At 36.6% G+C, this 20826-nt stretch carries 23 protein-coding genes; 13 read left to right on the top strand and 10 right to left on the bottom strand.

All coding sequences use genetic code 11. The annotated features are described in order from the left end of the window. Positions 1-40: 40 nt before the first annotated feature. Positions 41-373: a single-stranded DNA-binding protein gene (locus BM084_RS14320; protein ID WP_075325154.1), complete on the bottom strand. Its 333-nt coding sequence runs from the start codon at positions 371-373 to the stop codon at positions 41-43. Between the two features lie 200 nt (positions 374-573). On the opposite strand from BM084_RS14320, the gene BM084_RS14315 reads away from it, so the two are divergent. From BM084_RS14315 to BM084_RS14270, 10 genes are all read left to right on the top strand, one after another. Continuing rightward, positions 574-1119, top strand: a complete 546-nt coding sequence (locus BM084_RS14315; protein WP_232228882.1) for a sugar O-acetyltransferase — start codon at positions 574-576, stop codon at positions 1117-1119. An 86-nt stretch (positions 1120-1205) separates the two neighbouring features. Further along, positions 1206-1610, top strand: a complete 405-nt coding sequence (locus BM084_RS14310) for a hypothetical protein (protein ID WP_093305644.1) — start codon at positions 1206-1208, stop codon at positions 1608-1610. 100 nt (positions 1611-1710) lie between these two features. After that, positions 1711-2325 (top strand): hypothetical protein, encoded by a 615-nt coding sequence (locus BM084_RS14305; protein WP_075325156.1) that lies wholly within the window; start codon positions 1711-1713, stop codon positions 2323-2325. 67 nt (positions 2326-2392) lie between these two features. Next, positions 2393-3589 carry a vWA domain-containing protein gene (locus BM084_RS14300; protein ID WP_093305642.1) on the top strand — a complete coding sequence of 399 codons (1197 nt, stop codon included), beginning with the start codon at positions 2393-2395 and terminating at the stop codon, positions 3587-3589. 85 nt (positions 3590-3674) lie between these two features. Continuing rightward, positions 3675-4310, top strand: a complete 636-nt coding sequence (locus tag BM084_RS14295; protein ID WP_075325158.1) for a hypothetical protein — start codon at positions 3675-3677, stop codon at positions 4308-4310. Between the two features lie 39 nt (positions 4311-4349). Beyond that, positions 4350-4715, top strand: coding sequence for a cupin domain-containing protein (locus tag BM084_RS14290; protein ID WP_057482536.1), 366 nt, complete (start codon positions 4350-4352; stop codon positions 4713-4715). 145 nt (positions 4716-4860) lie between these two features. Beyond that, a complete protein-coding gene (locus BM084_RS14285) occupies positions 4861-5478 on the top strand; it encodes a DEAD/DEAH box helicase (protein WP_093305640.1) in 618 nt (205 codons plus the stop codon). Between the two features lie 67 nt (positions 5479-5545). Continuing rightward, on the top strand, positions 5546-5926 hold the full coding sequence (locus BM084_RS14280) for a DUF4174 domain-containing protein (RefSeq protein ID WP_177195717.1): 381 nt from the start codon (positions 5546-5548) through the stop codon (positions 5924-5926). A 122-nt stretch (positions 5927-6048) separates the two neighbouring features. After that, positions 6049-6396, top strand: coding sequence for a hypothetical protein (locus tag BM084_RS14275; RefSeq protein ID WP_075325161.1), 348 nt, complete (start codon positions 6049-6051; stop codon positions 6394-6396). Positions 6397-6450: 54 nt separating this feature from the next. Continuing rightward, positions 6451-6876, top strand: coding sequence for a putative quinol monooxygenase (locus tag BM084_RS14270; RefSeq protein ID WP_093305638.1), 426 nt, complete (start codon positions 6451-6453; stop codon positions 6874-6876). Positions 6877-6894: 18 nt separating this feature from the next. Here BM084_RS14270 and BM084_RS14265 read toward each other — a convergent pair whose 3' ends face one another. After that, positions 6895-7362 (bottom strand): CBS domain-containing protein, encoded by a 468-nt coding sequence (locus tag BM084_RS14265; RefSeq protein ID WP_075325162.1) that lies wholly within the window; start codon positions 7360-7362, stop codon positions 6895-6897. Positions 7363-7498: 136 nt separating this feature from the next. Between BM084_RS14265 and BM084_RS14260 the strand changes: the two genes are divergently transcribed. Together BM084_RS14260 and BM084_RS14255 are read left to right on the top strand one after the other, a co-directional pair. Further along, entirely contained in the window at positions 7499-9814 is a 2316-nt protein-coding gene (locus tag BM084_RS14260; protein ID WP_075325163.1) for a M28 family peptidase, read from the top strand. Positions 9815-9990: 176 nt separating this feature from the next. After that, positions 9991-10791, top strand: a complete 801-nt coding sequence (locus tag BM084_RS14255; protein ID WP_075325164.1) for an NAD(P)H-binding protein — start codon at positions 9991-9993, stop codon at positions 10789-10791. A 122-nt stretch (positions 10792-10913) separates the two neighbouring features. Here the strand turns inward: BM084_RS14255 and BM084_RS14250 are convergent, their stop codons facing one another. From BM084_RS14250 to BM084_RS14235, 4 genes are all read right to left on the bottom strand, one after another. Further along, positions 10914-11453 (bottom strand): outer membrane beta-barrel protein, encoded by a 540-nt coding sequence (locus BM084_RS14250; RefSeq protein WP_075325165.1) that lies wholly within the window; start codon positions 11451-11453, stop codon positions 10914-10916. A 282-nt stretch (positions 11454-11735) separates the two neighbouring features. Beyond that, a complete protein-coding gene (gene mfd / locus BM084_RS14245) occupies positions 11736-15119 on the bottom strand; it encodes a transcription-repair coupling factor (protein WP_075325166.1) in 3384 nt (1127 codons plus the stop codon). A 66-nt stretch (positions 15120-15185) separates the two neighbouring features. Further along, complete coding sequence (locus BM084_RS14240) at positions 15186-15476, bottom strand: type II toxin-antitoxin system RelE/ParE family toxin (protein ID WP_075325167.1); 291 nt, start codon at positions 15474-15476, stop codon at positions 15186-15188. Next, positions 15473-15709 carry a hypothetical protein gene (locus BM084_RS14235; RefSeq protein ID WP_075325168.1) on the bottom strand — a complete coding sequence of 79 codons (237 nt, stop codon included), beginning with the start codon at positions 15707-15709 and terminating at the stop codon, positions 15473-15475. Before BM084_RS14235 ends, BM084_RS14240 begins: the two co-directional genes overlap by 4 nt. Before the next feature lie 116 nt (positions 15710-15825). Between BM084_RS14235 and BM084_RS14230 the strand changes: the two genes are divergently transcribed. Continuing rightward, positions 15826-17184, top strand: coding sequence for a dihydrolipoyl dehydrogenase family protein (locus tag BM084_RS14230; RefSeq protein ID WP_075325169.1), 1359 nt, complete (start codon positions 15826-15828; stop codon positions 17182-17184). 13 nt (positions 17185-17197) lie between these two features. Here the strand turns inward: BM084_RS14230 and BM084_RS14225 are convergent, their stop codons facing one another. The 4 genes from BM084_RS14225 to BM084_RS14210 form a co-directional block, all read right to left on the bottom strand. Further along, entirely contained in the window at positions 17198-18007 is an 810-nt protein-coding gene (locus tag BM084_RS14225) for a hypothetical protein (RefSeq protein WP_093305636.1), read from the bottom strand. A gap of 2 nt (positions 18008-18009) precedes the next feature. Continuing rightward, positions 18010-18645 carry a ligase-associated DNA damage response endonuclease PdeM gene (gene pdeM / locus BM084_RS14220; protein ID WP_075325171.1) on the bottom strand — a complete coding sequence of 212 codons (636 nt, stop codon included), beginning with the start codon at positions 18643-18645 and terminating at the stop codon, positions 18010-18012. A 163-nt stretch (positions 18646-18808) separates the two neighbouring features. Further along, on the bottom strand, positions 18809-19963 hold the full coding sequence (locus BM084_RS14215) for a methionine aminotransferase (protein WP_075325172.1): 1155 nt from the start codon (positions 19961-19963) through the stop codon (positions 18809-18811). Between the two features lie 82 nt (positions 19964-20045). Then, positions 20046-20792 carry a succinate dehydrogenase/fumarate reductase iron-sulfur subunit gene (locus BM084_RS14210; protein ID WP_075325173.1) on the bottom strand — a complete coding sequence of 249 codons (747 nt, stop codon included), beginning with the start codon at positions 20790-20792 and terminating at the stop codon, positions 20046-20048. Positions 20793-20826 lie beyond the last annotated feature (34 nt).

Below are 20826 nucleotides of genomic sequence, written 5' to 3'. Positions count from 1 at the left end.
GTACTCTTTTATAATTCTGAGAAATAAGAACCAAATCAGATTATTTTCCCATTAAAAGCAATTCATTACAAACTACTTCGGTTATATAGCGCTTGTTCCCGTCTTTATCATCCCAGCTTCGGTTGGTGAGTTTTCCCTCTATTCCAACTTCCTTGCCTTTATTTATATATTTTTCAACCAGCTCTGCGGTTTTCCCCCAGGCTACAATGTTATGCCATTGCGTATCGGTTATGCGTTCGCCATTTCCGTTTTTGTAACTTTCATTTGTAGCTACCGAGAATTTAGCTAGTTTTTTACCCGATTCCAGGTTTTCGATTTCAGGCTCTCTCCCAACATTGCCGATCAACTGTACTTTGTTTCTAATAGTGCTCATAACGTATTAATTTAAAAAGCTGAAAATCGTTAGTTCATTTCAACAGGACAAACATAGCACAGTCTTTTAGTAGTAATCGTCTGGTAATTATTTGTTTACGTTTAAATACGTTTGTAAACGTTTGGAAATGAATCAAGCAATCGGAAATTTTTTGTAATATTAAATTTCAATTAAGACTTACCATGACCGAAAAATAAAAAATGCTTTCAGGCCAATTATACCTGGGCTCAGATAAAGAAATTGCAAAAGACAGGTATAATGCAAGGCTCATATTTCAAAAAGCAAATAAGTTAGGGGAAGAAAAAGCAGATGAAAGAATCAAGCTCTTCTACTCCTTATTTAGAAAAGCTGGTAAAGATCTTTGGATAGAGCCGCCGTTTTATTGTGATTACGGATATAACATAAAAATGGGCGACCAGGTTTTTATGAATTTTAATTGCTGCATTTTAGATGTTGTGGAAGTGAATATTGGAAACAACGTATTTTTAGCGCCCAACGTAAATATTTATACCGCAACGCATCCCTTAGATGCCAAAACTCGAGATTCGCTTTTAGAATATGGCAAACCGGTTACTATTGGCAATAGCGTGTGGATAGGCGGCGGTGCAACCATTTGTCCGGGAGTTAATATTGGCGCAGGGAGTGTAATTGCCGCCGGAGCAGTAGTAGTAAATGATGTTCCTCCAAACGTACTGGTGGGTGGAAATCCGGCTAAAATCATTAAAACATTAGATAATAATCAATAGAATTATAAAATTTATATATTATTGTAATAATTATTAAAAAATCATCATTTTCAATATAATTTCATAAAATTCATCAATCAAATAGAATGTACAAAAAATCACTCTTTTTAGCTTTCACCGTGTTTTTCGTAGCAAATTCTTATAGTCAATTAAATGTAAGCTACCATCAATCTAACCTTCCTTTTATTGGTATAGGCTACGATATAAATGAGCGCCTTACTCCAGAATTAAGACTGGGCACCGATCAATTTATTTCAGATTTATCAGTAGAAGCTGTGATTACCTATAAATTTCTGAAAAAAGAAAATTACGATTTTTATGCGGGCCTGGGATATAGAGTTAACGCTTTTGAAGGACTTGTAGCACCCGTTGGACTTAACTTTTACCCGTTTAACGAGAAAAAATTCGGTTTTCACATAGAAGCTGCTCCTATTCTATTTGATGCCGATATACTTAGAGGGAGTTTTGGGATACGCTACCGCTTTCTTTAAATCCGTAAAATTCTTACTGCGGAGAATTAGCAAACTATTTCTGAGCACGCTCCTAAAGCAAGCTTAAAAACATTCAAATCTCAATTATCAAATAAAATTTATGAGAAAAATCACAATAATTATCTTGTTTTTTCTAGTTGCTACACTTGACGGGAAATCACAAAATTTGGAAGTCGGGTTTGGACTGGGAACAGGTTCAGCATATATGTTTGAGAATGCCGATAATAATATTGATATTGATTACTCGCTACCCTTTAGTTCATATCTTGATCTAAAATATTCGAAACCTGATTCTTATTTCGGACTTAAACTTAAATTACAATATTTAAACTCCGCAATTGAAGGCAGAAATTGGAAAAGTTCTAATGAACCTATTGATGGCGATGTTACTTCACTAACTTCTATGATTCTGTTAGAGCACCTTAAAGAAAATAGCAAATGGAATTTTGGCTATAACTTTGGTTTTGGCTATACCCACCAGGAATTCAGACAGGATTTAATTAATTTATCTCCAGTAGTTGATCGTAATTTTATGAGTGTCAGTTTTTCCGGAATTATTAGTTCTAAGCTAAATAACAATTTAGCCCTGCAATTAGAACCCACTTTACTTTGGACTGATCTTGTAGGTTCGTTCAGAGAAAGCGATAAATGGCAAATTGGCGGGGAAGATGTCAGCATTTTAATGCAAATAGGAATTAAATATAAAATTCATTAGCATCCCCACGCAACCTTTTTAATGTTTTCGCATCTAATTACAGAAAGAACTACTAAATTCAAATAAGATGGGTAAATTTATTAAAATATGCTTAGCTCTAATACTTTTCTGCTCTATTGGCTGCAGCGAAGATTCTTTAAGTGAATCAACAGAGGAAACGGGAGAAGCAGTAAGAAATTCTTTTGATGGAGCTTCTTCTGAAGGTACTGGAGAACCAGACAACGGGAACGGTGATTCCGATTCCTCTGGTATGATAACTGCAGGAGAATGGAACGACCTTGAAAACTGGAACTTTTGGCTTGAATTAAAAAACACCCAGGATTTTGCCGAAAAACTAAACCATTGGGATTTTTTCTTTAATAACCGGATTTCAGTTTCTATACAAAATATGAGTGCACTGCCTGTTATAGATGCCGTTATAGAATTAAAAAACGAACAGGCTAACACAACCTGGTCTGCCAAATCTGATAATAATGGAAAGGCTGAGTTATGGATAAATCCTTTTGAAAATTCCTCAAATTTCAGTCTAAGCAATTATTCGCTATGGGTAAATGGCGAAAAGATTAATACTACTTTAAAAGGAATTGGCCAGGGGATTAATGAGATTCAAATAAAAAACACCGAGGTAGTCCCAACCAATGTGGAAATTGCATTTATTGTAGATGCTACCGGCTCCATGGCAGACGAGTTAGAGTTTCTAAAAGATGACTTGAAGAGCATTATTCAAAAAGTTGAAAATTCAAATTCTAATCTTGATATTTTCACATCCTCGGTTTTTTACCGCGATACTGAAGATGAATACCTTGTAAGACATTCAGGTTTTTCAAGTGATATAAATACCACTTTAAGTTTTATTAATAACCAATCTGCAAATGGTGGTGGCGATTTTCCAGAAGCCGTACATACCGCTTTAAATACAACATTAAACGAGCTACAATGGTCTACCAGCGCCCGCACCCGTTTGGCTTTCTTAATATTAGATGCCCCACCACATCATAATCAACAGGTTATTGCTGATATTCAAAATTCAATAAAAAAAGCAGCTGAAAAAGGAATTAAACTTATACCTGTTACCGCAAGCGGAATTGATAAAAAAACTGAATTCCTTATGCGTTACTTCTCCATGGCTACCAATAGCACTTATGTTTTTATTACTAATCACAGTGGCATAGGCAATGATCATATTGAACCCTCTATAGGCGAATATGAAGTAGAATTTTTAAATGAATTATTAATAAGATTAATTACTAAGTATTCTGAATAACAGCTACTAAGCTATACCTTCAAAATTCCTAAATAACTGTAGAGGTTGCTATTCTCTTTAAGAAAGCTTTTCTTGTAAAAAAAAGATGCCACAAGAAGAACCCAAAGTTTGGTATGCCTGTTATGGTTCCAATTTATTAAAAGAGCGTTTTAGCTGTTATATTAGTGGTGGTCGCCCTGCCAATGCCAAACGCGTTTATCCCGGTTGCACCAATAAAACCCTGCCTGAAAAATCTAAAGGAATCACTATAAATGGCGAACTTTATTTCGCTAAATCTTCAAAAACCTGGAGTGGCGGTGGCGCCGGATTTATAAAATCTGACTTTGATAAAAATATAAAAACCCTGGGTAGAATGTACCTCATCACCCAGCAGCAATTTGTTGATTTGGTACAACAGGAAATAAAATTTGAAGGCGATTTTGATATAGATCTCCAACACGTAATTAAAAATCGTAGCCTGGATATGAAAAATAATTCCTGGTACGGGAAGATCATTTATCTGGGTGAAGATGAAAATTGCCCAATCTTCACTTTTACTAATGAAGATTATTTAAAAGAGGAAATAAATTCCCCACACGAATTTTACCTAAAAATAATTATTGACGGCCTTAAAGAAACCTACCAAATGAGTGAGGCCGAAATTGAAACTTATTTAAAGACCAAAGAAGGAATTAAAGGTTTCCCCATTGAAGCTAAATTACCACAGCTTATTAAAAACTGAACGTAATTTTCCTATTTTTAATTAGTTAACCCTAAACTTATGAAACCTGAAAAAGTAAATTTAAAAGATAAATTCGAGTTGTTTAATGAGCACTGGACGCCTAAAATTATTGGCGAACTCAACGGGCAACAGGTAAAACTCGCGAAATTAAAAGGGGAATTTGTTTGGCACGATCATAAAGAGGAAGATGAAATGTTCCTGGTTATTAAAGGAAGTCTAAAGATTGAATTTCGAGATAAAACTATTCGCTTAAATGAAGGCGAAATGTATATTGTCCCAAGAGGTGTTGAGCATAACCCTGTAGCTGAAGAGGAAGCCTGGATTTTACTTTTTGAGCCTGCAAGTACCAAACATACCGGCGAAGTGAAAGATAAACTAAGCGTGGAAAATCAGGAATGGATTTGAAATCCTGCCCTTTTCCAACAAGTTTTCTAAAAGCAATAATGTTTTATAGCGCTTTAATTATAGGGAAAGTTATCTTTGTAAGCTTCAGAAGCTTTTGATATTTATATAGAAAGATTAAAACGTCGGTAGCTTTAAAACAAATCTTATGTCCTTTAAAAAACTGAATATTCCGCTTAAAGAAGCTTTGGAAAGACTGAAAATTGAAAATCCGCTTCCATTTCAAAAACAAATTTTACCCAAAATTAAAAGCGGAAGAGATCTTTTTATCGTTGCTCCTGAAGGTTCCGGAAAAACTACCGCACTTGTAATTAGCACAATTCAGAAATTAGAAAGCGCAGCTTTTGAAGATGCTCCCAGAGCTTTGATTTTTGTTCAGGACAAAGAAGCTGCCCTGGCGCTGGAAGAAGAATTCAACAAATTCACAAAATACATGGACTTACGCGTTTATAGCGCGCATGACGCTCCCGATATCAGCAAACAAAAAGATGATATTTATGATGGTGTGGACATTGTGATCGCTACACCAAAAAAATTATTTCAGCTTTTTAAAATCACCGGCATCAATGTAAGTCAGTTAAAGATTCTTGCGGTAGAAGACGCCGAATTCTTAACCAAAAACAGCGATTATAACGATTTAATTAGGATTCCGCAGCATATTACAAAATGCCAATACCTGGTGTTTGCCTCTACGATGAATCCTAAAATTGAACGCCTAAAAGATTCTTTTATGGCTCGTGCCGAAATGCTTAGACTAAAGGTATAGCAGATTTTTCGTATTTTAGAATATGCTAAAATCTATAAGTTGTTTTATCTTAATTTTCTCTTTCGCTATGAATTTAAATGCGCAAGATCTTTCTAAACACCAATGGAAAGACCGACTAATTTTGATTGTAGCTGAACAGAAAAATGAAAAATTCCAGCAACAACTTACCGAACTTCAAAAACATCAACAAGGCTTAAACGAGCGAAAACTGGTAATCTACCAAATTTTACCTGAAAAATATACAACCGGATTTGAAGAAGAGAACTGGAAAAATTCTTCTGAGCTTTTTCAGAAATATAAAGCTGAAAAAAGCGATTTTCGGGTTATTCTAATCGGATTGGATGGCGGCGAAAAACTGGAACAAACCGAAGTGCTTTCCGCAGAAAAACTTTTTAATACTATAGATAGTATGCCGATGCGCCAAGCGGAAATACGGAAAAACAAGTAAGTATAACTCTACAAAAACCTGAATTTCAGTATTTTTTAAGCTTTTTATTTATATTTATTGTGAAAACAAAATTTAATTTCGAGTAAAGCCTGGAAATATTTAATCCTCGATTATCGCGTAGTATGCAAAAATCCTGTTTGGAATGTGGCGAAAAAATTGTAGGTCGCGTAGATAAGAAATTCTGCAGCGATTATTGTCGCAATGCACACCATAACAACCTCAACAAAGACAGGAAAAACCTGGTTAGAAACGTCAATAACCTGCTTCGCAAAAATTACCGAATTTTAGAAGAATTCAATCCAAACGAAAAAACCACGATTAGTAAAAATAAATTACTCGCCCGTGGTTTCAATTTTGAATATTTTACCAGCATCTATACAACCAAAACCGGTAAGGTCTATTATTTTGTGTACGACCAGGGATATCTTCCTTTAGAAAATGGAATTTACGCTTTAGTTAAACGCAGTTAACCACACACTATTACATAGTGCATTTCCCGATAGGGATTTCAAAATTAATACTAAATGAAATTTATAAAATCGGCATTTACGATTCTATCTTTAATTTTTTTAATCTACTCTTGTGGTTCTCAAAATAAGATGAAAAATACTCCGCAAACAGATGAAATGCTTATCAGGATTTCTGAAATTAAAATAGAAGAGCAGTATCTTGAAGAGTATATAAAAATTTTAAAATATGAAGCTGAAGCTTCTGTTAGGTTAGAGCCAGGCGTTATTTCTATATACCCAATGTTTCAAAAGGAAGACCCTACCAAAATAAGAATATTAGAAATATATGCAGATAATGAAGCCTATAAAGCTCATCTGGAAACACCACATTTCAAAGAATATAAATCTTCAACACTTAATATGGTAGAATCCTTAAAGCTTATAGATATGGAAGCAATAGACGGGAAAACCATGTCAAAGATTTTTAAAAAGCTTGAATAATTAGTTTAAGCAAAGGTCTTAATCTCCCCAATTATTACTTTTTAAACGCACCGCTGCCCTAAGTACATCACTTTGGCTAATTTGCCCAATAAGTTTGCCGTGTTCCACAATTGGAAAACGCCTAAACCGTTTTTCAATAAATAGTTTTGCGGCATCCATCACATTCATATTTCCGTCTATGGTTTCCACATTACAAGTCATTCGCTTACCAATGGTAGTATCTTCTAAGGGCATATTGTAATACTGGCTGTCTGAAATTTGTTTCATACAATCCCCTTCAGAAATAAGCCCTACTAGTTTATTATTGTCATCTACCACACACCCACCAGATATTTTATGTTTGGTCAGTTTTTCGGCAACATCTAAAATATTCTCGTGTTCTTTAAAAGTAACCAGTGAGGTACTCATATAATCTCTAACCAACATGGGTGCGCTCTTCGGCTTCTCCGGTTCCGCCCTTTTTCCCTGAAAACTTTTAATACCCATAACTTAAATTTTTGATTACTAATAACTTAAATATAGGTAAAATTTAATTATTCTGAAAGCCTGCTTTCCTGTATTACTATTCCTTAAAATCTTAAGTATCTTTAAATCCTGTAAACCTTTTGTTTTTTTCTGAATTATGCTGAAGAATATACCTCGCTTTTTCTCTTTCATTTTTATTACCATTGCAGTTTGGTTTAGCTTTTACAGCAGCCAACCAAAAAATATTGAAGCTAAAGATGCGCCTGAAACCACTTTTTCTACCCAACGCGCTTTTAAACACGTGGAAGCGATTGCGCAGAAACCACATTATGTAGGGACTGAAGCTCATAGCCGCGTAAGAAATTATATTGTAGGCCAGTTACAGGTAATGGGCTTACAGGCGCAAACTCACGAAGATTATACGCTTACCAAAAGCGGCACGCTAGTGCGTCCTCAAAATATTTTAGCACGTTTAGAAGGCAACGGAAACGGTGAAGCTTTGGTGCTTATGACGCATTACGACAGTAATCCGCATTCTTCTCCCGGTGCCAGTGATGCCGGCAGCGGCGTGGGAACAATTTTAGAAGGAATTCGTACATTTTTAGCTGAAAATAAAAAGCACAAAAATGATATTATCATACTGTTTACCGATGCTGAAGAACTCGGTTTAAATGGCGCCGAACTTTTTATAAAAGATCATCCCTGGGCTAAAGATGCCAAACTTGCCCTTAATTTTGAAGCCCGCGGCAGTGATGGCGATTCTTTTATGTTCCTGGAAACAAATTCTGGAAATGCAGGGCTTATTAATTCTTTCAAAGAAGCCAATCCAGAATTTCTAGTTACGAATTCGCTGGTTTATAGCGTTTATAAAATGCTGCCTAACGACACCGATCTTACTGTTTTAAGGGAACAGGGAAATATCCCGGGTTATAATTTTGCATTTATAGACGATCATTTTGATTATCACACCGCGACTGACACCCCCAAAAACTTAGATAAAGAAACCTTAGCACATCAAGGCAGTTATTTAATGCCTCTACTCGATTATTTTAAAGATGCAGATTTAAGCGAAGTAAATGCGGAAAAAGAAGTATTGTTTTTTAATATTCCGGGCGGGGAAATAATCAGTTATCCGTTTTCCTGGATATTCCCAATGCTTATTCTCGCTTTTGTTTTGTTTTTTATCATTCTGGGCTATGGATTTTCCAAGGATCATCTTCAGCTAAAAGAAATTTCAAAGAGTATTATTCCGTTTATGGTGAGCCTGGCCTTTTCTGGCTTATTGGTTTTTCTACTTTGGAAATTTCTACTTTACAGCTACCCTGAATATTCAGAAATGGAACAGGGTTTTACCTATAACGGCTATTATTATATCGCTGCTTTTGTTTCATTAAGCTTACTCATTTCGTTTTTCACCTACTTCCGATTTAGACATATAGACAAAAAGGCGAATCTATTTGTTGTTCCACTATTTTTCTGGTTATTGCTTTGCACTTTGCTAGCATTCTTTTTAAAAGGCGCGGCATATTTTATAATCCCAGGCTTTTTCGGCTTACTGCAGCTATTTATTATGATGCGTCAGGAATCGCCAAATTCCTTATTAATGGCGTTCTTAAGCCTTCCGGCTGTATTTATTTTAGTGCCTTTTATAAAAATGTTTCCGGTAGCTTTAGGTCTGAAAATATTGTTTGTCTCAGCTTTACTCACCGTTTTATTATTTCAACTGCTGTTACCTGTTTTTGCCTATTTTAAAAGCAATAAAAAAATCGCGGTTTTATTCTTCTTAGTTTTCAATATTCTTTTAATTATCGCACATTTTAAAGCCGATTTCACCGAAGAACACCCTAAACCGAATTCGCTGGTGTATCTTTTTGATGCCGATAAAAATACTACCAATTGGTATTCTTACGATAAGATGCCAGACGAATGGACTGAAGCATATTTTGGAGAAGAACCATTAATTGCTCCTTCAGAAAATAAAACCTTTAGCAGCAAATACGGCTCAAATTTTACCTGGCGTGCCGAAGCTCCAAAAATTGATCTAAAATCGCCCGGCGTAATTTGGGAAAAAACCGATTCTACCACAGCTTTTAATTCCTATTCTCTGAAAATTGCTACCAACCGAAAAGCGGATAGAATAGAACTTTTTGCTGATAGAACCGTAGATTTTGAAAGTTTTAAAGTGAATGGTCTCGAAGCTGATTCTGTCGCGCTGGGAAGTAACGATTTTCATATTCACACCCGTAGATGGCACGACCGAATATTGACTTATCATATTTCGGGAAGGGATACTTTAAGATTGGAATTCAGTTTGAAAAAGGATAAAACACCAGAATTCACACTTTACGAGTCCAGTTATGATTTGCTTGAAAATCAAGATTTAAATGTAAAGCCCAGACCAGAAACTATGATTCCAAGGCCTTTTGTACTAAACGATGCTGTAATATTTAAGAAAACCATAAGTCCCGAGTAGGTTTTGGTTTTGTAGCTTTGAGGTTATTACTCGTCATCCTGAATTTATTTCAGGATCTAACTTGATAAGAAATCTTCTCATATTAGAAGCTGAAACAAGTTCAGCTTGACGAATACACGAATATTTTATTTAAAACTTAAAAACACCTCCCCTTTGGGGAGGCCGGGAGGGGCTTTATGAACATATCTATATTAGGAACCGGCTGGCTGGGATTGCCACTCGCAAAAAAGCTTAAAGAAGAGCACGTAGTAAAAGGCTCGGTAACCAGCCAGGAAAAAATGCAGCCATTGCGTGAGGCCGGCATTACGCCTTATCAGATTAAAATTTTTACAGAAGGCGTTCAGGGCGATCTTACTTCTTTCCTGGCGCATTCTGAATTGCTAATTATAGACATACCGCCCGGCCTTCGTGGCGATCCCGAAGCCGATTTCGTTGGTAAAATAGGCAGGATTATAGATTATATAGAAAAATCTCCGGTAGAAAAAGTGATTTTTGTGAGTTCTACTTCAGTCTATAAAGACGAAGAAAACTTCCCCGAATACACCGAAGAAAACGAAGCTAACGGAACTTCAGAAGCCGCTAAACAACTTATTTCTTCAGAACAAATGCTATTGAAAAATCAGCATTTTCAAACCACAGTTATTAGGTTCGGCGGATTAATTGGTCCGGGAAGACATCCTGTAAATTACCTTGCTAACAAAACCGGGATTAAAAATTCAAAAGCGCCGGTAAACCTTATTCAACAGGAAGATTGTATAGAAATCATAAATCAGATCATCAAGAAAGAAGCCTGGGGAAAAACTTTTAACGCAGCCTGTCCAGATCATCCAACTAAGGAAGATTATTACACGAAAACTGCAAAGGGAAAGAACTTAAATATTCCCTATTTTGACCAGAATGGAGTTTCTAAGGGCAAGAAAATAAGTTCGGTTAATTTAGGGGAAGTATTGGATTATCAATTTGAGAAGGAAATCTAGAGACCCTCTGAACCAGGCTGAAGATGGCGTAAATAAAAAACCTCACAGATTTTAAAAACCTGTAAGGTCTATATTGTAGAAAGGTTTTCCTTTCACTTCGGTTTAGCAAACTTGAGGTTTGGTTAGAACTTATAACCTACTCCTACCATCAAAGTATTTACTCCACTTTTAATATCTGTATCGTATTGTTCGGCAAATTCTATAGATTCGTCAGTATATCTATTGGTTAGTTCAATACCATAACGTGCCTCAATAAAGAAATCCTCGGTGATATGATAGCCTACACCAAATGCCGCATCTAAACCAAATTCGTTTGTAGTGGGAACATCTTCTAATACAATAGTTGCCTGAGGACCCGCTTGTAAATAAAAACCGGAATTTTCTATATAATACTGCACAAGAACCGGAATAGATAAGAAATCGGTTTCTTCTACATTAAAATAATTTACGGAAGGTTGAAGGTGCCAATTTTCGGTGAATTGAAAATCGGCTAAAAATCCTACATAAAAACCGGAACCGTCTGCAGAAACCTGTGTACCACCCTTGGCATTAGCTTCTACTTCAACATTTGTATATCCAGCCTGGATACCGAAATCTACATTTTGAGCAAAGGAGTTTAATCCCAGAAAAAGGAAGAAAACTAAAAAGAAATTTTTAATCATTTTGTTAGATAGTTTATGTTATAACTACAAACATAGTTTTTATTTGCTAAAACATTGGAAAAACCACAATATTTAGGTTTTAAAATGAATTTTTTTACTTATTTGAAGTGACTATTTAACAACATAGATTCTGAAACGAGTTCAGAATGACGTAAAAGCTCCTTCCCTTTTTAAGGGGAGGTGGCATTCCGAAGGAATGACGGAAGGGTTCAACCACCCCGGCCTATCGGCCACCCCTCCTTAAAAAGGAGGGTGACATTTTTTTTATTCCCGCTTCGGAGGTTAGGGGGCTTCAACCTCTTCTTCCTTAACCCTAAAATCCAGGGGCTGCAAAACTTTTAAAGCGCTTTCTATCGAATTGATCTTTTCAAAAGTTAAGAGCAATCGCAAGCCATTCCTGGTTTTCTTCTCTTTCATGGTGCATTTATGCTTATGCGTTTGTACATATTGCAGCACCTTGGTAAACGTATTGGTTTGATAAAATCTGGATTGCTGATCGGAAATAAAATAGCCTATCAATTTGCCTTGTTTTAATATGATCTTTTCCAGACCTATACTCGCCGCGATCCACTTTATACGAACACTATTAAGTAAATCTACCGCCTGGGTTGGTAATTCCCCAAAACGATCTACAAGCTCTGCTTCAAACTTTTGCAATTCTTCTTCTGAAGTAATTTTATTTAACTGTGTATATAAATTCAGTCTTTCAGTAATATTATTGATATAATCATCGGGGAAAAGAATCTCAAAATCGGTATCGATCTGCGCATCTTTTACAAAGGTTTTATCCTCTATATTTTCAGATTCATTATAAAGCTCCTGAAATTCATTTTCTTTTAATTCCTCAATCGCTTCATTTAAAATCTTCTGATAGGTATCAAAACCAATTTCGTTGATAAATCCGCTTTGTTCGCCACCCAGTAAGTCTCCGGCTCCACGAATTTCCAAATCTTTCATCGCGATATTAATTCCGCTTCCTAATTCAGAAAATTGCTCTAAAGCACTAATTCGTTTCCGAGCATCTTCAGTCATTACAGAATACGGTGGCGTTATAAAGTAACAAAAAGCCTTCTTGTTGCTTCGTCCTACTCTACCTCGCATTTGGTGAAGATCTGAAACCCCAAAATTATTCGCATTATTAATGAAAATAGTGTTCGCATTAGTAACATCAAGTCCGCTTTCCACGATCGTTGTTGAAACCAAAACGTCAAATTCACCATTGATAAAACTCAGCATCAGTTTTTCCAGCTTCTTGCCTTCCATCTGGCCGTGGCCTACACCAATCTTAGCATCTGGCACCACACGCTGAATCATTCCGGCGACTTCTTTAATATTTTCAATCCGGTTATGAATAAAGAAAACCTGTCCGCCCCGTTGAATTTCATAAGAAACCGCATCCCGAATAGTTTCTTCGGAAAAACGAATTACGTTAGTTTCAATTGGATAACGGTTTGGGGGCGGAGTGGTGATGGTAGATAAATCTCGCGCGGCCATTAAACTAAACTGAAGCGTTCTTGGAATAGGCGTTGCCGTTAATGTAAGTGTATCTACATTTTCCTTGATAGTTTTCAGTTTATCTTTTACCGAAACTCCAAATTTTTGTTCTTCATCTACGATCAGTAATCCAAGATCTTTAAATTTCACCGCTTTATTAACCAATTGGTGCGTACCAATCACAATATCTACTTTTCCATTTTCCAGATCGGCTAAAGTTTCTCGGCGTTCTTTAGCGGTTCTAAACCTATTTAAATAATCTACTGTTACCGGGAAATCTTTTAAACGTTCAGTGAAAGTTTCATGATGTTGAAACGCCAAAATAGTGGTTGGCACTAGAACAGCAACTTGTTTACCGTTATCTACCGCTTTAAAAGCTGCCCGAATAGCAACCTCTGTTTTCCCGAAACCAACATCCCCACAAACCAACCGATCCATAGGGCGCTCGTTTTCCATATCTTCTTTTACCGCCTGGGTTGCGGTACTTTGATCTGGCGTGTCTTCATACATAAAAGAGGCTTCCAGCTCGTGTTGTAAGTAAGAATCTGGGCCAAAGGCAAAGCCTTTTTGTAATCTTCGTTTTGCGTAAAGTTCAATTAAATTGTAGGCAATATGTTTAACACGCGCCTTGGTCTTTTGCTTTAGTTTCTTCCAGGCGTTACTTCCCAATTTAAAGATCTTGGGCTCTTTGCCATCCTTCCCGTTATATTTCGAAATTTTATGGAGAGAGTGAATGCTGACATATAAAATATCCCGCTCACCGTAGAAAAGCTTGATCGCTTCCTGCTTTTTTCCTTCTACATCAATTTTCTGAAGTCCGCCAAATTTCCCTATTCCATGGTCAATATGGGTTACATAATCACCCACTTCAAGATTACCGAGTTCCTTAAGCGTGATCGCCTGTTTTTTAGCATAACCATTCTTAAGATGAAACTTATGGTAGCGCTCAAAGATCTGGTGATCTGTGTAACAAACATTTTTTCCGGTTTCATCGATAAAACCCTGAAATAAAGCCAAAGTAATTGTTTGGTATTTTACTATACGTTCCTGATCATCGAAGATATCGTGGAACCGTTTGGCTTGCTGTTCACTTACGCAGAAGATATAATTTGTATACCCGTTTTCCTGATTTTCAATTAAGTTATCAATCAGTAAATCGAATTGCTTATTGAAAGAAGGCTGGGGTTTTGTTTGAAATTCTATACTTTTCTGAGCTTCTAAATAAGTCTGGTTACTCAATTCAACAACTGAAAAAAGCTCTAGCTGACTTTTAATTAACTGCCCATCACAAAACAGCTCTTTGGGTTCACTATGTTTTACATCTTCAGAAAGTTTATTAAAGGCTTCTTCTGCCTTGCTAAAAAGTTTATCGGCTTGCGCAGTGAGTAAATCGAGGTTTTTAACAAACACCACGGTTTTTTCTGAAATATATTTTAGAAAACTATCCCGTATTTCATCAAGGTGTTTATTTTCCACATTCGGCATCACCGAAATTTTCTTCACCTTATCTGTAGAAAGCTGGGTTTCTACATCAAAACTTCTGATGCTGTCTACTTCATCTCCAAAAAACTCGATACGGTAAGGCTCGTCGTTACTAAAGGAAAAAACATCTATAATCCCCCCACGTACTGAGAACTCGCCCGGTTCGGTTACAAAATCAACCCTTTTGAATTTATATTCGAATAAAACCTCGTTTACAAAATCTATAGAAAGTTCATCTTCTACAGAAATTTTTAGCGTGCTTCTATCCAGTTCTTTTCGGGTAACTACTTTTTCAAATAAAGCATCAGGATAGGTAACAATTATCGCTGGTTTTTTACGCGAATTAATTCGGTTTAAAACTTCGGCTCGTAATAATACATTTGCATTATCTGTTTCCTCAATTTGATATGGACGGCGGTAACTGCCGGGATAAAAAAGCACATTTTTTTCTCCTACCAGCTGCTCGAGATCGTTTAAATAATAAGCCGCTTCTTCCTTATCGTTAAAGATCAGCAAAAAGGGTTTTTCTGCTTCTTTAAACGCATTGGCTACAACAAAAGAAAAAGCAGAACCAACAAGTCCTTTAAGTTGAATTTTAGTCCGATTTTTTTCAGAAGAGACAAGGGAATCCCTCAATTCCTGCTGTTGCGAGGATTGTGCAAAGCTTTGGGCGATAATAGTTTTACTCATTGGCGCAAAGATAATTGCAGAAATTTTGTCCCGCAACCTCTCAACATTTTTTTAACGTTAGTTGATTTATACTTTTTTCTTTTCGGGATCTTGCCAGGAATTAAATACGGAATAAACAATCACCTCACTCTCCTGGACTTCGTAGATAATAACATAGGGGAAGCGTTTGACTACAGCTTCCCTAAATGGTTTTCTTTTCTCCGAAAAATGAAAAGGATAGTTTTTAATCCACTTAAAATACGAGTTAAGATGATCTAAAAATAAATCACCCAACCCACTTTGTTTTCTCTCATAATAAAGAAAAGCTTCAATTACTTCTAATTGAGCTTCCTCTTTAATTATAAGCTTAAAAGTCATTTCTTCAAAGCATTTTTAGCTCTTTGCTGCACTTCTTCCCAGGAATATGATTCGCTTTTCTCTTTTAAATGATTCAACCTGCGGTTATCCATTTCATGGTAATCTGATTCGGAGAGAACTGAAGAGTCGTTATTTTCATAACTTTCGGCGAGAGAAAGCATCATTTCTAATAGACGTGCATCTGCTTCTTCAACATATTTAAGGACCGTTTTCTTTAACGCTATTGTTTCCATAATCAGAATATTATTGGTCTTATAAAATTACAAATTTTATCTCTACTCCACTTTTACCATTTTCATAACAGCAAAAATGCCTGCAGATGCCTAATTTGCTGTAAGAATTTATAATTATGGGATTTGAGCATTTTGATGTATTTGTGATAGGAACCGGGACCGCCGGAAAGGGTGTTGCTAAAGATTGCGCTAAAGCAGGATGGAAAGTAGCGATAACCGATAACAGGGAGTATGGCGGCACCTGCCCAAATCGTGGCTGTGATCCTAAAAAAGTTCTGGTAGGTTTTACCGAAATTATAGATCGCGCCACTAAAATGCAAGGTAAAGGAATTACGAAAATGCCGGAAGTAAATTGGAGTGATCTAATGACTTTTAAAGAAACATTCTTAGATGCCATTCCTGCTGCTACCGAAAAAGATCTGGCAGCCCTGGACATAAAAATGTATCACCAATCTCCGAAATTTTTAGATAAAAACACGCTTTCTGTGGAAGGCAAAACGATAACCGCAGATAAGATCGTTATCGCAACCGGACAAAAACCTATGCCGTTGAGAATTCCTGGCGAAGAATACGCTCTTTTAAGTGAAGATTTTCTCGATCTAAAAGAATTACCCGAAACAATGATTTTTATCGGCGCCGGATATATTGGGATGGAATTCGCGCATATCGCAGCCCGTTTTGGTGTAAAAGTCACCATGATGGATTTTATGCCAGGTCCGCTTTCCAACTTTGATGAAGATATGGTGAACTACATCCAGCAGGTTTCGGAAGAAGATCTGGGAATCGATTTTATTTTTAATGCAGAAGTGAAGGAAATTGAAAAGCTGCAAAAGAACTTTAGGGTAAAAGGAATTCAGGATGGGAAAGAGATTTCAGCAAAAGCTGAAATGGTTTTTAATACTGCAGGTCGTGTTCCATCTATAGAAGATCTGGATCTGGAAAAAGGAAACGTTGCCTTTTCAAAAAAAGGAATTACGGTTAACGAATTTCTTCAAAATTCAACCAATAAAAACGTGTATGCCTGTGGTGATGTTTCAGACAGTTCGGGATTACCTTTAACCCCGCTTTCTTCACAGGAATCAAAGATCGTTTCAGCAAATCTTTTAAATAGTAAAGAGCCTAAAAAAGCAGATTATCCTCCTCAACCTACCGTGGTTTATACCCTACCAAAACTGGCTTTCGTAGGACTTTCAGAAAAAGAAGCTAAGGAACAGGGATACGACTATGAACTGGAACATAAATTAGTGCCCGACTGGTTTAATGCTAAACACATCAATGAAAAGATATATGCTTATAAGACCTTAGTGGATAAGAAAACCGGATTGGTACTTGGCGCTCATTTGGTTGGCCCGGAAGCTTCAGAAATCATCAATATGTTTGTAATGGCGATGTGTGGAAAGCTTGATTGTGAAACTTTAAAAAAAATGATTTTCACTTATCCCAGTTGGGCAAGCGACATTAAAGGAATGGTTTAAATTCTTTACTTTTTTATTGACTACTGGATTTAGTTTTACTCTCAAGGAACTTATACATCGGGTTAGTTTCCTTATTCATCCAACCGTGATAAATAATATTTGAAAAAATAGCAACCGCACCTATTAAAGCAGAATAAGTAATAAGTGGAATTTCGCCAAAATGTCTAAAATAAATAGCGATTAACGCCCAAACTCCAACTGCGGCAAATTCCCGCATATTTCTGCGCCAGATGATAGCGATATTTATAAAAACAGCCACTGCAATAATAATAACCGTCCAAATTTCTTCCCCAAAAAACGGGGCTGTCCAGCCTATTTTAGAAAGGTAAGCCGAAACATTGGCGATACTGGCAACGGCGATCCAACCCGAATACAAGCAGATAGGCCACCAACTAAAAGCAATGATCTTTAAGGGAGCATCCCAGCGCTCCATATTGGTATTGAGAATGACTTTTATTAAGGAAAACATAATTAGAAACATCAATAAAACCGAAAGTCCTGTAAATTCATTAAGCCAGGCGATAACCCAACCGGCATTGGCAAGGTTAGCAATTAGAAACCAATACCCAGAATTCCTTAAAAACTCCAGATCATTTTTCGCGGAAAATGCCTGGAAAAGTTGATAGCCGGAAAAACCTAAAAGCGAAAGGAAGATTATTCCCCAAATGGCAAAAGCGTAACCTGCAGGAGTAAAAAGATTATAATACTCGGCGCTAAGGCTGCCCATAGTGTTGCCGTTAATAATCCCGGTTTGGGAAATATAACTTACCGCAATGATCAAGATTACCGAGATGAAATTTAAAATAGCAAGACGTTTTTCCATTTTTAGCTGTTTTCTATTAAAATTACTTCATTTTGGGTAATCGCGTATGCTTTTTCCCCTTCATTTAGCTTCATCATAAAATTCCCGGTGAATTCTCCAAACGCAGGAAAGATCAACTGATCTTTTCTTCGGAAAAAACAAGGTAACTTCAGGCTTTGTTTTCCTTTTCCATTTAATCGGTAGCCAGGATGAATATGGCCACAAAGATTAAAGAAACCTACTCTGTTTTCAGGATGATGGGTAAGTAAAAAACCATTAAGCTGCCATTCTGAATGAATTTTAACGCCCAGCTTTTCATATTTTAAGGGAGAAATTATATCGTGATTTCCTGCTATTAAAACTACTTCGGCTTCTACATAACTGAGCCAGTTTTCGAATAATTTCCACTCACTATTAAGATCGCTATGAAAAAGATCGCCTAGAAAACAGACGGTTTTAGGCTGAAATTTCCCAACAACTTCACTCAGCCTTAAAAAATTTGCATTAATAGCTTTATGAGGCACTGCACTTCCAAATTTCCTGAAATGCGAGATCTTCCCCAAATGCACATCGCTAATTAAGAGGATTTCCTCTTCTTTCCAAAAAGCGGCACCGCTGGGGTGGAGTTCAAAAGTTTGGTTTTGGAGGTTTATTGTCATCTAATTACAATGTATGAAACTATACGTCATTACGATCCCGATGCTAATCGGGAGAAGTAATCTCTTGCGGATTTTAGAAAAGCACAGATTGCCGCGTCGGCTTCCGCCTTCTCCTTTAGACTTGCATAATTAGATCCTGAAACAAGTTCAGGATGACGTAATATTATAATTTATGTAAAATCTCAGCTGCTTTTTCCAGGGTTTCATCGGTTTTGGCAAAACAGAAACGCAATTGTTTGTGATCTTTGCCATCTTTATGAAATACCGAAACCGGAATTGTGGCCAGTCCGAATTCAGTAATTAATCTTTTCGCAAAATCCACATCGTGTTCATCGGTAATTTCTGAATAATCCATCACTTGGAAATAGGTTCCTTTTGAAGGTGTTCCTTTAAATTTTGAGCCCTGCATCAATTCCAAAAACTTATCTCGCTTTTTCTGATAGAAATTTCCCAGGTTCAAATAATGATCCGGATTTTTTAAATATTCAGCGAAAGCTCTTTGCATTGGATGATTAACACAAAAAACCGTAGCCTGATGAAACTTAATGATCTCTTTCATTAAAACTTCGGGTGCCACGCAGTAGCCCATTTTCCAACCCGTGTTATGAAAAGTTTTCCCAAAAGAAGCACAAACAATAGCTCTTTCAGCTAAACCAAGGAACTTTGAGGCACTTTGATGCTGTTCCTCATCATAAATAAGATGCTCATAAACCTCATCGCTTAACAGGATAATATTGGTGTCTTTTAGCAATTTTTCAAGTTGCTGCATATCGTTTTTTGAAAGAACAGTTCCAGTCGGATTATGCGGTGTATTGATTACGATCATCCTGGTTTTAGAAGTGATTTTTTCTTCCACTTCCTGCCAGTCAATTTTAAAATCTTTTCCTTTTAATTCAATTAAAACAGGTTTCCCACCGGCCAGTTTAATGTCCGGTTCGTAAGAATCGTAAGCCGGTTTAAAGACAATTACTTCATCTCCAGGATGAACAAATGCGCTTATAGCACAATACAATGCCTGGGTAGCTCCAGCGGTGAAGATAATTTCAGAAGCTTCATCGTATTTCTTCCCGTAAAGATTTTCTATTTTACTAACTATTTGCTCACGCAATTCGGGAATGCCATTCATTGGCGGATACTGGTTGTAGCCATCTTTCATAGCTTTACAAACCAGCTCCTTTAAATGATTATCGGTTTCGAAATTCGGAAAACCCTGAGAAAGATCTATCGCATTATGCTTTCTTGCCAGTCCACTCATTACTGAAAATATACTGGTTTTTCCGGCTGGAAGTTTTGAAGGAAGATTTTGGAAATCTGGCATTATGTTATTTTTAAATAAGTTGCATAAAAAATCCCAAATTCAAAAGGAATTTGGGATTGATTTATTTGTATTTAAGGAAGTTTTATCCTTTTACGCTAGCTGCAAGATATTCACGGTTCATACGCGCAATATTCTCTAAAGAAATTCCTTTAGGACATTCTATTTCGCAGGCTCCCGTATTACTACAGTTTCCAAATCCTTCTTCGTCCATTTGTCTAACCATTGCCTGAACACGCTCAGTAGCTTCTACACGCCCTTGCGGAAGCAAAGCATATTGAGAAACTTTTGCTGAAGTAAACAACATAGCACTTGCATTTTTACAAGCTGCTACACAAGCTCCACAACCAATACAGGTTGCCGCGTTAAAAGCTTCATCGGCTTTTTCTTTTTCTATAGGAATAGTATTGGCATCTACGGTGTTCCCCGAAGTATTTACCGAAACATATCCCCAGGCTTGTTGAATCCTGTCAAAAGCAGTACGATCTACAATAAGGTCTTTTATTACCGGAAAAGCTTTTGCTCTAAATGGCTCTATATAAATGGTATCACCATCTTTAAAAGAACGCATATGCAACTGGCAGGTTGCGATTAACTTATCTGGCCCGTGAGGCTCCCCGTTAATTTGCAAAGAACAGGAACCACAAATTCCCTCACGACAATCGTGATCAAACTGAATGGTATCTTCTCCTTTTTCTACCAACTGCTCGTTAAGTATATCCAGCATTTCAAGAAAAGACATATCACCGTCTATCCCATCTACAGGATAATCTACCATTTTTCCTTTAGCAGTGGCATTTTCCTGACGCCATATTTTAAGTGTTAACTTCATATCGTTAAAAGTATTGAGTAGTGAGTATTTAGTA

This window comes from Salegentibacter agarivorans (assembly GCF_900113135.1).
GTDB lineage: Bacteria > Bacteroidota > Bacteroidia > Flavobacteriales > Flavobacteriaceae > Salegentibacter > Salegentibacter agarivorans.
This window is presented reverse-complemented; position numbering and strand designations above follow the sequence as displayed.

Coding starts and splice junctions, on each gene's coding strand:
- BM084_RS14305 (WP_075325156.1), top strand. CDS start 1,711: ATGAGAAAAATCACAATAATTATCTTGTTTTTTCTAGTTGCTACACTT.
- BM084_RS14215 (WP_075325172.1), bottom strand. CDS start 19,963: ATGCCAGATTTCCAAAATCTTCCTTCAAAACTTCCAGCCGGAAAAACC.
- BM084_RS14225 (WP_093305636.1), bottom strand. CDS start 18,007: ATGGAAAAACGTCTTGCTATTTTAAATTTCATCTCGGTAATCTTGATC.
- BM084_RS14265 (WP_075325162.1), bottom strand. CDS start 7,362: ATGGGTATTAAAAGTTTTCAGGGAAAAAGGGCGGAACCGGAGAAGCCG.
- BM084_RS14230 (WP_075325169.1), top strand. CDS start 15,826: ATGGGATTTGAGCATTTTGATGTATTTGTGATAGGAACCGGGACCGCC.
- BM084_RS14310 (WP_093305644.1), top strand. CDS start 1,206: ATGTACAAAAAATCACTCTTTTTAGCTTTCACCGTGTTTTTCGTAGCA.
- BM084_RS14270 (WP_093305638.1), top strand. CDS start 6,451: ATGAAATTTATAAAATCGGCATTTACGATTCTATCTTTAATTTTTTTA.
- BM084_RS14285 (WP_093305640.1), top strand. CDS start 4,861: ATGTCCTTTAAAAAACTGAATATTCCGCTTAAAGAAGCTTTGGAAAGA.
- BM084_RS14290 (WP_057482536.1), top strand. CDS start 4,350: ATGAAACCTGAAAAAGTAAATTTAAAAGATAAATTCGAGTTGTTTAAT.
- BM084_RS14280 (WP_177195717.1), top strand. CDS start 5,546: ATGAATTTAAATGCGCAAGATCTTTCTAAACACCAATGGAAAGACCGA.
- BM084_RS14250 (WP_075325165.1), bottom strand. CDS start 11,453: ATGATTAAAAATTTCTTTTTAGTTTTCTTCCTTTTTCTGGGATTAAAC.
- BM084_RS14295 (WP_075325158.1), top strand. CDS start 3,675: ATGCCACAAGAAGAACCCAAAGTTTGGTATGCCTGTTATGGTTCCAAT.
- BM084_RS14300 (WP_093305642.1), top strand. CDS start 2,393: ATGGGTAAATTTATTAAAATATGCTTAGCTCTAATACTTTTCTGCTCT.
- pdeM (WP_075325171.1), bottom strand. CDS start 18,645: ATGACAATAAACCTCCAAAACCAAACTTTTGAACTCCACCCCAGCGGT.
- mfd (WP_075325166.1), bottom strand. CDS start 15,119: ATGAGTAAAACTATTATCGCCCAAAGCTTTGCACAATCCTCGCAACAG.
- BM084_RS14210 (WP_075325173.1), bottom strand. CDS start 20,792: ATGAAGTTAACACTTAAAATATGGCGTCAGGAAAATGCCACTGCTAAA.
- BM084_RS14255 (WP_075325164.1), top strand. CDS start 9,991: ATGAACATATCTATATTAGGAACCGGCTGGCTGGGATTGCCACTCGCA.
- BM084_RS14235 (WP_075325168.1), bottom strand. CDS start 15,709: ATGGAAACAATAGCGTTAAAGAAAACGGTCCTTAAATATGTTGAAGAA.
- BM084_RS14240 (WP_075325167.1), bottom strand. CDS start 15,476: ATGACTTTTAAGCTTATAATTAAAGAGGAAGCTCAATTAGAAGTAATT.
- BM084_RS14260 (WP_075325163.1), top strand. CDS start 7,499: ATGCTGAAGAATATACCTCGCTTTTTCTCTTTCATTTTTATTACCATT.
- BM084_RS14315 (WP_232228882.1), top strand. CDS start 574: ATGCTTTCAGGCCAATTATACCTGGGCTCAGATAAAGAAATTGCAAAA.
- BM084_RS14320 (WP_075325154.1), bottom strand. CDS start 373: ATGAGCACTATTAGAAACAAAGTACAGTTGATCGGCAATGTTGGGAGA.
- BM084_RS14275 (WP_075325161.1), top strand. CDS start 6,049: ATGCAAAAATCCTGTTTGGAATGTGGCGAAAAAATTGTAGGTCGCGTA.